At 50.3% G+C, this 12,664-nt stretch carries 11 protein-coding genes and 1 pseudogene; 5 read left to right on the forward strand and 7 right to left on the reverse strand.

The genetic code is table 11. The features are described from left to right. Positions 1 to 195 precede the first annotated feature (195 nt). The 5 genes and pseudogenes from CR205_RS11100 to CR205_RS11120 all read left to right on the forward strand — a co-directional run bounded on the left by CR205_RS11100 (position 196) and on the right by CR205_RS11120 (position 4,001). Positions 196 to 1,092, forward strand: coding sequence for an aldo/keto reductase (locus tag CR205_RS11100; RefSeq protein ID WP_110519519.1), 897 nt, complete (start codon positions 196 to 198; stop codon positions 1,090 to 1,092). Between the two features lie 224 nt (positions 1,093 to 1,316). After that, complete coding sequence (locus CR205_RS11105; protein ID WP_110519521.1) at positions 1,317 to 2,228, forward strand: DUF4349 domain-containing protein; 912 nt, start codon at positions 1,317 to 1,319, stop codon at positions 2,226 to 2,228. A 91-nt stretch (positions 2,229 to 2,319) separates the two neighbouring features. Then, complete coding sequence (locus CR205_RS20800) at positions 2,320 to 3,021, forward strand: L,D-transpeptidase (protein WP_110519523.1); 702 nt, start codon at positions 2,320 to 2,322, stop codon at positions 3,019 to 3,021. Further along, positions 2,952 to 3,308: pseudogene (locus tag CR205_RS20805) on the forward strand (peptidoglycan-binding domain-containing protein); the annotation flags it as partial. The gene CR205_RS20800 and the pseudogene CR205_RS20805, both read left to right, overlap by 70 nt. A 168-nt stretch (positions 3,309 to 3,476) precedes the next feature. Continuing rightward, complete coding sequence (locus tag CR205_RS11120; RefSeq protein WP_110519528.1) at positions 3,477 to 4,001, forward strand: DUF6241 domain-containing protein; 525 nt, start codon at positions 3,477 to 3,479, stop codon at positions 3,999 to 4,001. A 251-nt stretch (positions 4,002 to 4,252) separates the two neighbouring features. Here the strand turns inward: CR205_RS11120 and CR205_RS11125 are convergent, their stop codons facing one another. The 7 genes from CR205_RS11125 to CR205_RS11155 form a co-directional block, all read right to left on the reverse strand. Next, positions 4,253 to 5,437 carry a M20 family metallopeptidase gene (locus tag CR205_RS11125; protein WP_236634746.1) on the reverse strand — a complete coding sequence of 395 codons (1,185 nt, stop codon included), beginning with the start codon at positions 5,435 to 5,437 and terminating at the stop codon, positions 4,253 to 4,255. Next, the gene (locus tag CR205_RS11130; protein WP_110519530.1) at positions 5,427 to 6,452 is read right to left on the reverse strand and encodes an ABC transporter ATP-binding protein; all 1,026 of its coding nucleotides are present in this window, start codon (positions 6,450 to 6,452) and stop codon (positions 5,427 to 5,429) included. Before CR205_RS11130 ends, CR205_RS11125 begins: the two co-directional genes overlap by 11 nt. Further along, positions 6,412 to 7,440, reverse strand: coding sequence for an ABC transporter ATP-binding protein (locus CR205_RS11135; protein WP_110519532.1), 1,029 nt, complete (start codon positions 7,438 to 7,440; stop codon positions 6,412 to 6,414). Before CR205_RS11135 ends, CR205_RS11130 begins: the two co-directional genes overlap by 41 nt. 184 nt (positions 7,441 to 7,624) lie before the next feature. Beyond that, positions 7,625 to 8,557: an ABC transporter permease gene (locus CR205_RS11140; RefSeq protein ID WP_110519534.1), complete on the reverse strand. Its 933-nt coding sequence runs from the start codon at positions 8,555 to 8,557 to the stop codon at positions 7,625 to 7,627. Between the two features lie 14 nt (positions 8,558 to 8,571). Beyond that, positions 8,572 to 9,489 (reverse strand): ABC transporter permease, encoded by a 918-nt coding sequence (locus tag CR205_RS11145; RefSeq protein WP_110519536.1) that lies wholly within the window; start codon positions 9,487 to 9,489, stop codon positions 8,572 to 8,574. 71 nt (positions 9,490 to 9,560) lie between these two features. Next, on the reverse strand, positions 9,561 to 11,144 hold the full coding sequence (locus CR205_RS11150; protein ID WP_110519538.1) for an ABC transporter substrate-binding protein: 1,584 nt from the start codon (positions 11,142 to 11,144) through the stop codon (positions 9,561 to 9,563). Positions 11,145 to 11,147: 3 nt separating this feature from the next. Further along, complete coding sequence (locus CR205_RS11155) at positions 11,148 to 12,344, reverse strand: M20 metallopeptidase family protein (RefSeq protein WP_110519540.1); 1,197 nt, start codon at positions 12,342 to 12,344, stop codon at positions 11,148 to 11,150. Between the last annotated feature and the right edge of the window lie 320 nt (positions 12,345 to 12,664).

Consider the following 12,664-nt stretch of genomic DNA (forward strand, 5'->3'; position numbering starts at 1 on the left):
GCTTCAGCCTCCTCGGGGAAAACCGTCCCTGCGGGGTCTTCAAGCGGCGCTGTTCCCGCAGGAGTGTCGCGCGTTCGCTGCAATCAATATGAAAATTATCAACATTTAACCTTTAACACAGGTTTCTTTTTAAGTTGTATTCATTCCCGAGCGGTGGTTAAATAAGAACATACATACAGAAGGAGAGGATCGACCTTGCAGAGAATTCAACTTACAGAAGAGCTGTCATTTTCCCGCATCGTTCATGGCATGTGGCGGTTAAATGACTGGAAATATACACCGGAACAGACGGTTGAGCTCATCGAGCACTGCCTTGAACAGGGTATTACCACGTTTGATCACGCCGATATTTACGGGAGCTACACGTGTGAGAAAATTTTCGGTGACGCACTCAGCCTCAAGCCGGAGCTGAGAGAACAGATGGAGCTTGTGTCAAAGTGCGGTATCGTGCTCGAATCGGAAAACCGCCCGGCTCACAAATCCCATCACTACAACACGTCAAAAGAGCATATCCTTCTTTCTGTCGACAACTCCCTGCGCGACCTACAGACCGACTATCTGGACACACTACTGATCCACCGACCCGATCCGATGATGAATCCGGAGGAAGTGGCAGAAGCCTTTTCCGCATTAAAAAAAGCCGGAAAAGTCCGGACGTTTGGTGTGAGTAACTTTAAAAGCCATCAGTTCAGCATGCTTGAATCCTATCTCGATGAACCGCTGGTGACCAATCAGGTGGAAGTGTCCGCTGCCCAGCTCGAAAACGTCCAGGACGGCACGCTGGACCACGCCCTGGAAAAACGGATCGCACCGATGGCCTGGTCCCCCCTGGCCGGAGGGGCCATTTTCTCAGATGAAAAATCGGTACGACTTAAAGATACGCTCACACAGGTTGCAGAAGAACTGGGCACTGAAGATTTATCTGAAGTACTGTATGCCTGGATCCTCCGTCATCCTTCACAAATCATGCCGATTGCCGGATCCGGTAAAAAAGAGCGGATTAACGCTGCTGTCCGCGCACTCGATTACCACCTGACGCTCGATCAGTGGTTCGCCATCCTTCACGCCTCCATGGGGCATGATGTACCATAGTCGTTTACAACGTAAACGTCGAAGGCAATGAACGTAGCGGCTTCACGAACTTTCAGTCCCATCACGTCATTTGTGATGGGACTGAAGCGCGCAGTCATTGCCTCATCGGACCATATAAACGTTCACCCCCCCCCTGACGGAAAACACTTCCACAGGGGGATTTTTTTGTAACTTTTCCTATCCGACTTCGTCTAACAGGAAAATAGACCGAGGGGGTCGAATTAATGATAAAATTGATGATTTTCCTGATGATGATTCTCGTCCTTTTTGCCTGCAGCAATGCTGAACACCAGATGGACGAAGCTCGTGACGATGCCGATTCTGAAGAAGTTGAACAGTCGGAAGAATCTCTGAACGGAGGTGATGCCGGATTTTCAGGACACTCAGATAGAGAGGAGGTGATGGAGGAACCGGATTCTGACACCGCGGCACTTGAGACTGGCACTCAGATGGTGATTTACAACGGCACAATTGCTGTCGAAGTTGAAGACTATGATCAGACCCACCGTCAGATCCAGGAAGAAGTCAGCAGACTGGGAGGCTTTATTACAGAATCGTCTGTTTATCAGCACGGTGAGGATGAAAACCGGACCGGCACCCTAACCGCCCGCATTCCCCAGGCAGAATTCTTCCCATTTCTGGACCGGGTAGAAGCCGGAAGCAGCAGAGTCACTGAAAAATCCGCACACGGCAACGATGTAACTGAGGAATATATCGATCTTGAATCCCGTCTTCGTTCAAAGGAAACCGTTGAAGAACGCCTGCTCTCCTTCATGGATGAAGCGGATGATACGGAAAACCTTCTTAAGATTTCAAATGACCTGGCTCGTGTTCAGGAGGAAATCGAAACACTGAAAGGAAGGATGAACTACCTGGAGGATCACGTCGCTTTTTCCACCGTCACGGTTTACATTCACGAACGGAGCATCCGCGTGGCACCGCTTCAGGACCGGGAACATTTAAACACATTTGAACGTGCGCAAAGTCTGTTCATGTCCACTATCAACGTCATTCTTTCCGCTCTGTCGGGACTCGTTGTATTTTTAATCGGCCTGTCACCGGTCATTATACCGCTCGCTGGCGCCGCCTTTGTTCTTTATATCGTCACAGTCAAACGAACAAAGAGAGTCGGTTAATTATCAGAATTATTGTATTTTTTGGAAGCAGTTCACCGGACCAGCCCTCTCACATATTCTTTAGTATCCCTAAGGAAAGAAAGAGTGTCCCTTGTTTAAGAAGATCCTCTGCTCACTGCTCGCCGCAGTTTTGTTCACGATCGTCTGGCAGGTTCCTGCAGCCTCTGCTTCATCAGATCAGCTTATTATCATTAACAAAAAGAACAACCAGCTTGTTTTTTACGAAAACAGCAAACAGGTAAATACGTTTCCGGTAGCGACCGGAAGAACAGCATCTCTCACACCGGAAGGATCCTTTAAGGTCGTGAACAAAATCGTCAATCGTCCCTACTACACAGGAAACATTCCGGGCGGCGATCCCCGAAATCCGCTCGGAAACCGGTGGATCGGGCTCAACGCCAACGGGACCAGCGGAAACACATATGCCATTCACGGCAACAACAATCCGTCTTCAATCGGTACTTACGCAAGTGCAGGGTGTATCCGGATGCATAACAGCGATGTGGAATGGCTTTATTCGAAAATAAAAGTCAACACACCTGTCGTGATTGTCACTTCGGAAAGTTCGTTTAACCAGATCGCCAAGGCGAACGGCTACATTGTAGACGGCAAAAATACGGCTGTTCCGGTCAGCGGCAAAACCTCGACACTCCGGCTGGGAAGCAAGGGGAAGCGGTTAAAGACCTCCAGCGTCAGCTTCAGGCAGCCGGCTACAACCCGAAAGGCATTGACGGCAGCTTCGGTCCCGCCACCGAGGCTGCGGTCCGCAAGTTCCAGTCCGATAAAAAGCTGAAGGTCGACGGCGTTGTTGGTGCACAGACGCGAAACGCTCTTGCAACTGCCGGGGGTAAAGCCCCTGCTGCCCAGAAGCCCGCAGCCACGCCTGTGCTGAAAAAAGGAAGCAGCGGCACGGCCGTGAGCGACTTGCAGCGGGCCCTAACGAATAAAGGGTATTCCACAAAAGGAATCGATGGGAAATTCGGCCCGGCAACAGAAGCCGCAGTGAAGAAGTTTCAGAAGTACAACAAGCTTACAGTGGACGGCGTCGCCGGCCCGCAGACGTGGAATAAACTTAAGTAGAATCCAGGCGCCCGGTTTTATTGCCGGGCGTTTTTTTGTTAAGCAGCCAACGCTTAAGCACCTAATTGGTAAAATTGGAAATTCCCGTTGAACAGGCAGCGGAATAAGACTATAATAATAGTAATTAAGTCACAATTCCCTGCTTGACAGAGAAATTGGAGGAATACTATGGGAAAAATGAAATTGGCGGCGCTGATGATTGTGTTTTTTACCGCCATTGGATACGGGACATACTTCTGGCTCGGTTCCCAGGAAGCATCCGGTATTGATACAAGCATCATTGCAGAGGTTGAAGAGGAAATCGGCGGACCGATCGTAGTAGAGGAGTTAATCGATATGCCCACGGAAGATGAAGTGGCCGAGCGTTTCCCGCTTGATATGAGAGAAAGCCAGATGCAGAGACACATTCACCACATGAGTCATCAGAAGATATACGCTTCTGACAAGTGGGGACCTTCTCTTATGATTACAGATAAAAAACTCGATCGGCTGCTTGAGGTTGTAGAAGCGAATGAATACACGTACGTCGGGGTTTACCGCGGCATCCTGACCCGCTGGCGCAACGGCGATTTCTCTACTGCAGTCGAGGATCACAACAGAATTTGGCAGATGAAGGATGGAACCGTTGGGGAAGCACTGCGCCTGCTCTCAGAGGAAGAAGAACTGGCTTACATACTTCGAAATCACTACTAAACGTCCTTCGGGGCGTTTTTACTTTTTCAAAGCACGGTGCGGCCTCTGCTCTTCATTTCTGCCTTCGTTCAAGTGCAACGTGATGAGATTCAGCCCCTTTCTCTTCATTTCTGCCTTTCTTAAGGAGCAAAGTGATGAGACTCGGCATCAGTACGTTTGCTTTCTCCCTCTCCCACCTCGTCAGGCAACAGCCATTGCCTTAAAAAAACCTCAGCAAAACAGAGCACCCTGCAACAGGTGCTCTGTTAAACTCAATCACTATTTTCCACAAGCCTTCTGATCGTCTCCGCAAGCAGGCAGGTGCGCTCTGTTAAAGAAGGCACATACAGGAACTCATCCTCGCTGTGTGCGTTGCCGCCGATGGGGCCGATGCCGTCAATCGTCGGGACGCCGGCAGCAGCTGTAAACGCTGCGTCCGAGCCGCCGCCTGTTTTCATGGCCTCGATGCTCACACCCATTTCCCTGCCGATTTCCTGCATCACGCCGATCAGCTCGTTGGTGCCTTCGTTTTCCATCATCGGCGGACGGCTGATATGCCCGCTTAACGTCACACGGGTTCCTTCCATTTCCTCTTCCGCACAGATAGCTTCCATTTTCTTGACTACTTCTTCAGCCTGCTCCATGGTGGATACGCGTACATCAATCTGGGCACTGGCTGCAGGCGGAATCGTGTTAACGGCCGTTCCTCCCTCAGCAAGCCCCACGCTCACAGATACTCCATTTTCATAGTCATTGAGCGTATGGAGCTTGATGACTTTTCGCGCCAGCACTTCGATCGCGTTTCTCCCTTTTTCAGGAGCTACCCCTGCATGTGACGCCCTTCCTTCAACCTGAAGAGCGTACCGGCCTCCGCCTTTGCGGGCGGACACAACCGTGCCGTTATCTCTGGACGGCTCCATAATGAGTGCGTACTTTTTCCCTTCGGCCACGCGTTCAATCAGGGGCCGCGAGGAGCGGGAGCCCACTTCCTCGTCACTGTTAAACAGAATCTTAAGGTGCTTCAGGCACTCCCCGTGCCCGTCCTGTACAAGTGCTTTCAACGCATAAAGGAGAGCCACATGACTCCCTTTCATATCAACAACGCCGGGTCCGTATGCACGGTCGCCTTCCACTTTAAACGGACGCTCTGCTGCAGTGCCCCGTGGAAACACGGTATCCATGTGGGCGACCGCAATGATCGCCGGATCTTCTGCCTCAGGATGCTCGAAGCTCAAATGATCCCCGTAGTCGCCTCCGTCGTGAACCTCGGTTACGAAACCGAGTGCTTCAAATTCCCCACGAACGATACTCCCCACCAGGTTCACACCGTCACGGTCGTAGGAACCGCTGTCGGTATTAACGAGTTTCCCGAGCAGCGTGAGCATATTTTTTTCTTCCCCGGCAAGCCAGGCGGTTGTTTTTGCAAGCTGGTCTGATGCTGTGTGACTAGTTTTCAATGAGTACACCTCTTCCCTCTTTGAGCGGATAATGGCACATCACATGGTGACCATCACGTTCCTCGACGAGATCAGGTTCTTTTGTTTTACACAGCTCATCTGCGTACGGGCACCTGGTGTGAAAGCGGCACCCGGACGGAGGATCTGCGGGGCTCGGCAGGTCCCCTGTTAAAATGATCCGCTCTTTCGTGTCCCTTACGTGGGGATCCGGTACCGGTACCGAAGAGAGAAGCCCTTCCGTGTAAGGGTGCATCGGACGGGAGAACAACTGCTCCTTGTCTGCCAGTTCCACCACTTTCCCAAGATACATCACCGCCACGCGGTCACTGATATGCTTAATCGCAGGCAGACCGTGAGCAATAAAAATGTACGTTAAATTGAATTCTTTCTGCAGTTTTGACAGCAGATTGAGCACCTGGGACTGGATCGAAACATCCAGAGCTGAAACCGGTTCATCACAGACAATCAGCTTCGGTTTCAGAGCCAGTGCCCGGGCAATCCCGATCCGCTGACGCTGCCCGCCGCTGAACTCGTGCGGGAACCGCTGGTCAAAGGACTTGCTGATTCCGACCGTTTCCATCAGCTCATACACTCTTTTTCTCAGATCATCGCCGGTGGCCACCTTGTGGGAACGGAGCGGTTCAGCGATAATATCAAATACTTTCATCCGCGGATTTAATGAAGAAAACGGATCCTGAAAGATCATCTGGATATCTTTTCGTTTTTCCCGCATTTCTTTTTTGGAGAGGGAGGCAAGGTCCTGTCCTTCAAACAGAATCTGTCCTTCGGTTGCTTCAAGCAGCCGGAGAATCGTGTTCCCCGTTGTGGATTTTCCACAGCCCGATTCCCCTACAATTCCGAGCGTTTCCCCCGGGTACACTTCCAGATCGATGCCGTCCACTGCTTTGACTGACTTCTGCTCTTTTGAAAACCAGCCCGAGGAAAGCTCAAAGTGCTTTTTCAGTCCTTTAATTTCAAGAATTGGCTGTTTGCTGTTGTTTTTGTTCGTACTCATGCAGATTAACCTCCCCGTCTTCGTGCAGCCAGCAGCTGACCCGGTGTCCGGGCTTCACTTCTTCAATGTCAGGAGCTTCGGTCCGGCATTTGTCGGTGGCAAAGGCGCACCTCGGATAAAACCTGCAGCCTGATGGCATATTCATCGGTGTCGGAACCGTTCCTTTGATCGAATACAGCTCGTCTTTCAGCTCGTGAATCTTAGGGGTACTCTCCATCAGCCCTTTCGTATACGGGTGCTTCGGATCCTTAAACAGTTCAAAAACGGTTCCTTCTTCCACTACTTTTCCCGCGTACATGACGATCACCCGATCCACCATCTCCGCAACAACGCCAAGGTCGTGGGTGATTAGAAGGATAGATGTGTCCAGCTCCTTCCTGAGCTTTTTCATCAGCTCAAGAATCTGAGCCTGGATGCTCACATCAAGTGCCGTGGTTGGCTCGTCTGCGATGAGAAGCTTCGGGTTGCATGCCAGGGCAATTGCAATCATGATCCGCTGGCGCATTCCCCCACTTAGCTGGTGGGGAAAACTCGAGTAGATTTTTTTCGAATTTGGAATGCCGACTTTATCAATCATTTCGATCGTTTTCTGTTTCGCTTCTTTTTTAGAAACTTTCTGGTGAAGCAGAATCACTTCGCTGATCTGAAACCCAACGGTAAACAGCGGGTTCAGGGAAGTGAGCGGCTCCTGGAAAATCATCGACATTTCGTTACCGCGGAGTTTCCTCATCTGCCGGTTGGAATACTTGGTCAGGTCATTTCCTTCGAGAAGGATTTCACCGCCTTCAATTTTTCCCGGTGAGCTGACCAATCCCATGACCGAATAGGAGGTGACACTTTTCCCGCAGCCCGATTCGCCGACAATGGCCACAACTTCACCTTTGTTTATATGAAACGATACACCGTCCACCGAAGGAACGGTTCCGTTTTCTGTATGAAAATAGGTTTTCAGATCACGTACATCCAGTAAAGGCTGTTCCTGTTCCACACAGGCTCCCCCCTCTTCTTATCTATCGCTCTGTTCTGACAGAACATTACTCTGCGCTGCAGGCGGACACTTTCCGCAGGTCTAGCTTCAGCCTCCTCGGGGAAAACGCCCTCCAGGGTCTTCAGCTGATGCTATTCCCGCTGGAGTCGCCGCCTTTCGCTTCGTTATTATTATCTGATTTCCCCTACGACCGTCTTCCCTGGGACCGTGGATCGAGTACGTCCCGCAGCCAGTCACCTAAGAAGATGATGCCGAGAACGGTGATCGTGATCGCAAGACCCGGGAATGTAGCCAGCCACCAGCTCGTTGCCAGATAGTCACGGCCGGTACTCAGCATGTACCCCCACGAAATCGTCGGCGGCTGAACACCGAGACCGAGGAAGCTGAGTGACGCTTCAATAATAATGGTTGTCGCAACGCTGAGCGTTGAAATAACAATAAACGACGAGAACACATTCGGGAGAATATGCTTCATCATGATCGTCCTGTCGTTCGTGCCGATTGATTTTGCCGCACGGACGAAGTCTCGCTCTTTTAGGCTCAGCACTTCCCCCCGCACAAGCCGGGCGTAGATAACCCAGTTGGTCACACCGAGAACAAGAATGAGCGTCAGGAGGTTCGAACCAAAGATCCCGAGAACAACAAGGATCAGGAGGATGTTTGGAACGGCAAGAAACGAATCTACGGTGCGCATAACAATGTTATCGATCCATTTTCCGTAGTATCCTGCCATAATTCCGAGCACCAGCCCGATGATTCCCGCTACTACAACGGAAAGAACTCCGATCAAAAGAGATACCTGACTGCCGTAGATAATTCTTGAGAGCATGTCCCGTCCGAGACTGTCGGTTCCAAGCACGTGCGCACTTGATCCTCCCTCCAGCCACATAGGAGGGACGTTAATGCTGGCCGGGTTCATCCCATCCGGCTCATAAGGCGCCAGTAGAGGAGCAAAAAGTGCCGTAAAACATACAGTCAGAACAATAATAAGTCCTAGTGTGCCTGTTTTACTGCGCAGCAGCAATTTCATCCACCGCCGCAGCGGCTTCGGTTTATGTGAGACTTCAAATTCATCTTCCAGTGGTGCTTCTGTCTGTGCTGTTGTATTGGCAGACATCTTCTGTCCCCCCTTTAATCGTATTTAATTCTCGGATCAATCAGCCTGTAGACGATGTCCGCGAGCAAATTCATTAGAATTACGGCCACTGCGATCACAAATACGCATGCCTGAACAATCGCCATGTCTCTGGCATTTACCGCCTGAACGAGGAGTTGTCCCATTCCAGGCCATGCAAAGACCACTTCTGTAACCAGCGCGCCGCCAATCAGACTCGACGTCTGCAGCGCCATGATGGTGACAACCGGAATTAAACAGTTTTTAAAGGCATGCCGGTAGGTGACAATTGAATCCTTCTGCCCCTTACTTTTTGCCGTCCTCACATAATCCTGCTGCATCACTTCGATCATATTGGACCGGATCAGCCGCGTCATTTCCGCCGCTATGGCCGTTCCGAGCGTAATCGCCGGCAGTATGATGTGCATAAAGCTTCCCCTGCCCGAGACCGGAAAAATGGAAAGGTTAACGGAAAACAGGAGAATGAGCATGATCCCGAGCCAGAAGTTCGGCATCGCTTTACCAAGAACAGATGCACCTGTTGCGAACACATCGATCACTGTGTTCTGTTTAGCTGCAGACCAGATCCCGAGAGGAATCGCAATAATCGTGGCAAACAGCATGGAAACCGCCGCCAGTTCAAAAGTCTGCGGCAGGCGTTCCAGCACAATGCTCATCGCATCCTGGTTATACCTGTATGACGTTCCGAAATCCCCCTGTATAGCATTTCCAAGGAAAATCCCATACTGGACGTAAAAGGGTTCATTTAAACCCATCGATTCTGTCAGGGCAGCAATCTGCTCCTGTGAGGCATCTTCCGGGAGCATAAGAGCGACCGGGTTCCCTGCAAGAAAGACGAGTGAAAAAACGATAAAAGATATAATTAAAAGAACAGGAATCACCTGTAGTACACGTCGTATTAAGTAACGCTTCATCCTTTTTTCACCTCAGCGAATATAAAAAGTAGCCAGGGGGAAGGCCATCCCCCCTGGCCCACAGTGCTGCTTTAATTTTTCTCGATGTTTTCCACGTAAATCGTTTCATCAAAAGCAATTTCGTAGTTGATACTGTCAGACACACCAGCCATACTTTCAGCCTGGTAGAGGAATACATACGGCAGATCTTCTGCAACGATCTCCTGTGCTTGATGGTACTGCTGCTCACGTTCTTCCGCATCCATGTTTACGGCTGCCGCCTGGAGAAGTTCATCAAGCTCATCGTTCACGTAGCCGGTTCTTGCCGTACCCTGGGCACTGAACGTATCCATACCGAGCGCTGCATCAAACATGGAATTCCCTAGTCCAAGGAAATACATTTCTTCGTTATTGTTGTTCGCATGCATATCTGCAAAGTTGCTCCACTCCAGGAACTCCAGATTTGCCGTAATGCCGACTTCACTCAGCATACCTCGGATCAGCTCGGCTACTTCAGAATCCATCATATAGCGACCCTGAGGGGAGTTGAACGTAATTTCCAGTCCGTCTCCGTAACCTGCTTCCTCAAGAAGCTCTCTTGCCTGATCCGGATCATGATTGTAGCTGTCAAAAAGATCCGGGTGCGCACCGGTGTTACCTGGTGTCACACGGGACTGTACCGGTGTACCCTCTCCACCTAAAAGGTGCTCGGTGATTGCCTCGTTATCGATCGCCAGATCAATGGCCTGGCGGACACGCTTGTCACTTGTCGCATATTCTTCAGCCTGGTTGAGGATAAGGAGCATAACCCGATTTGATGGGCCACTGATAATAGAGGTGCCATCGTTGTCATTTACCCGATCCCATTCAGCCGGCGGCACGTTCTCTGCAATGTGTACGCCCCCTGTTAGAAGCTCATTCACGCGGGTAGATGTTTCAGGAATAACCCGGAAAACAACTTCCTCCCACTCTGTTACGTCTCCGCCGAAGTAATCATCGTAACGCTCAAGCACAATGCTCTCGTCCCGGTTCCATTCAGCGAACTGGAATGGTCCCGTTCCTACCGGATTGGAGAGGAAGTGATCCCATCCTTCTTCTTCAATGTAATCAGCAGGCAGGATTCCGGAGCCGATTCTGGAAATCCGGTTCAGAAGTGCCGGTTCAGGGCCGTCTGTAATAATCTCAAACTCGTAATCTCCCAGCACGTTTACTTCCTGAATCTGTCTGTAGTTACTGTGCTCCATCAGCGTGTCGTCACTGGCAACCCGGTCAAATGTATACTTTACATCTTCTGCTGTAAGTTCGTCTCCATTATGGAATGTAACCCCTTCGTGAAGAGTAAAATGCCAAGTTGTATCATCAACGTTTTCAAAGCTTTCGGCAAGATCGCCTTCAAACCCATCGTCACCATCACGTCTGACGAGATAGTTAAACATGTTTACGTGGATCGCTTCTGTGTTCGTGGCGTTATGGTCATGAATATCAAATGTCACCATATCGGTCCCTGTACCGATCACAAGGGTGTTGTCATCTTCCTCGATGGCCGCTTCTTCCTCTTCATCACTTCCATCTGCTGCACCATCCTCATCTGCTGCTGTATCGTCTGTGTCTCCACCACACGCTGCGAGCACCATCGCTCCGAGCATAAGGCCGGACATCCATCTGTACTTTTTCATCTCTTACTTCCCCCTTTGTTGTTTTAACAGGTATTTATTTGCAAACCGGGCCAGCATAGCCGAACCCAGCGGCAAAGCATCTTCATCAAGATCAAACTTTGAATGGTGCAGGGGTGCTTCAATCCCCTTTGCCTTGTTTCCGACACCGAGCCGGAACATGAGCCCTGGAACCCTGTGGGTGAAAAACGAGAAGTCCTCTCCGCCCATCGATGGTTTCACATGAGTCATCTTTCCTTCTCCGAGAATTTCTTCGGCTGTTTCCTCAATGAGCGGAACGAGACGTTTATCGTTCACTACCGATGGGAAAAAGTACTGGTAATTGAGGTTGTACGTTGCGCCGAATGCGCTTGTGATCCCCTTGATCACACTCTCCATTTTTTCCTCCATCTGCTCTCTTAAGGCAACGTCCATCGTCCTGACCGTTCCTCCGAACCTGACTGAAGTCGGAATCACATTATCCGCCGTGCCTCCGTGTATCTGTCCGATCGTGATCACTGCCGGTGACAGCGGATCGACCTGGCGGCTTGTAATCTGCTGAAGGGAGGAAATCACTTCCGATGTAATGGTGATCGGATCCACCGCCTGATGAGGATGGGCGGCATGCCCGCCTTTGCCGATAATATCGACTTCAAAAAAATCGGCTGCCGCGCAGGTAATGCCTTCTGTGATGGTGGCTTCGCCTGCAGGAACAGTCGGCTGAACGTGAAGAGCCACAATCGAATCAACTTTCGGATCCTCAAGAGCCCCTGCCTTGATCATCTTATCGGCCCCGAACCGGCCTTCCTCTGCCGGCTGGAAGATAAGCTTGACATTCCCGGACTCCGGCGGATTCTCTTTCAGCAGCCTCGCTGCTCCCAGAAGCATTGCGGTATGGGCATCATGTCCGCACATATGACCCTTGCCGGGTATCTGTGATTTGTAAAGGACATCTTTCTCATCCTGAATCGGAAGAGCGTCCATGTCTGCCCGGATTGCCACTGTCGGCCCCGTCGTCCTGCCCTCAATCAGAGCAACTACCCCTGTTTCTGTAACCGGTTTGTTTGAGACCCCCATTTCCGTAAGCTTTTCCATTACAAATCTCTGAGTATTGTATTCTTCCAGGCCCAGCTCAGGGTTCTGATGGAGGTACCGCCTCCACTCAATCAAATCCTTATGCAGCTGTGACTGTTTCTGCGAATCACGTTGGCTGACTGAATTCATAACGTTCCTCCCGACAAATAGCACTTCTGACTATTTAAAATTAACTGATAATTTGCAGTGCAGGTGATGCTTGATTTCCTGATCCAGACTGTCTGTTCAGGAGTGAATAGATACTTTTTTATTACGCTACAGGTGGACGCTTTCCGCTCCATAGCTTAAAATGTGAATGGCAGCACCCTGTTTGAATACTGTTTTACTTTTTCTGTATATTAATCAATCTTTTAATCTATTCGACCCTCTCTTTTTACAGATTTTATGCGACCATTTCCGACTTTCGAAGGAACTGTTAATTGCAGTAAAAGTGGAAAACAGTCAGTCAT

This window comes from Alteribacter lacisalsi, assembly GCF_003226345.1.
Lineage (GTDB): Bacteria > Bacillota > Bacilli > Bacillales > Salisediminibacteriaceae > Alteribacter > Alteribacter lacisalsi.

Coding starts and splice junctions, on each gene's coding strand:
- CR205_RS11105 (WP_110519521.1), top strand. CDS start 1,317: ATGATAAAATTGATGATTTTCCTGATGATGATTCTCGTCCTTTTTGCC.
- CR205_RS11120 (WP_110519528.1), top strand. CDS start 3,477: ATGGGAAAAATGAAATTGGCGGCGCTGATGATTGTGTTTTTTACCGCC.
- CR205_RS11130 (WP_110519530.1), bottom strand. CDS start 6,452: ATGAGTACGAACAAAAACAACAGCAAACAGCCAATTCTTGAAATTAAA.
- CR205_RS11140 (WP_110519534.1), bottom strand. CDS start 8,557: ATGTCTGCCAATACAACAGCACAGACAGAAGCACCACTGGAAGATGAA.
- CR205_RS11145 (WP_110519536.1), bottom strand. CDS start 9,489: ATGAAGCGTTACTTAATACGACGTGTACTACAGGTGATTCCTGTTCTT.
- CR205_RS11150 (WP_110519538.1), bottom strand. CDS start 11,144: ATGAAAAAGTACAGATGGATGTCCGGCCTTATGCTCGGAGCGATGGTG.
- CR205_RS11155 (WP_110519540.1), bottom strand. CDS start 12,344: ATGAATTCAGTCAGCCAACGTGATTCGCAGAAACAGTCACAGCTGCAT.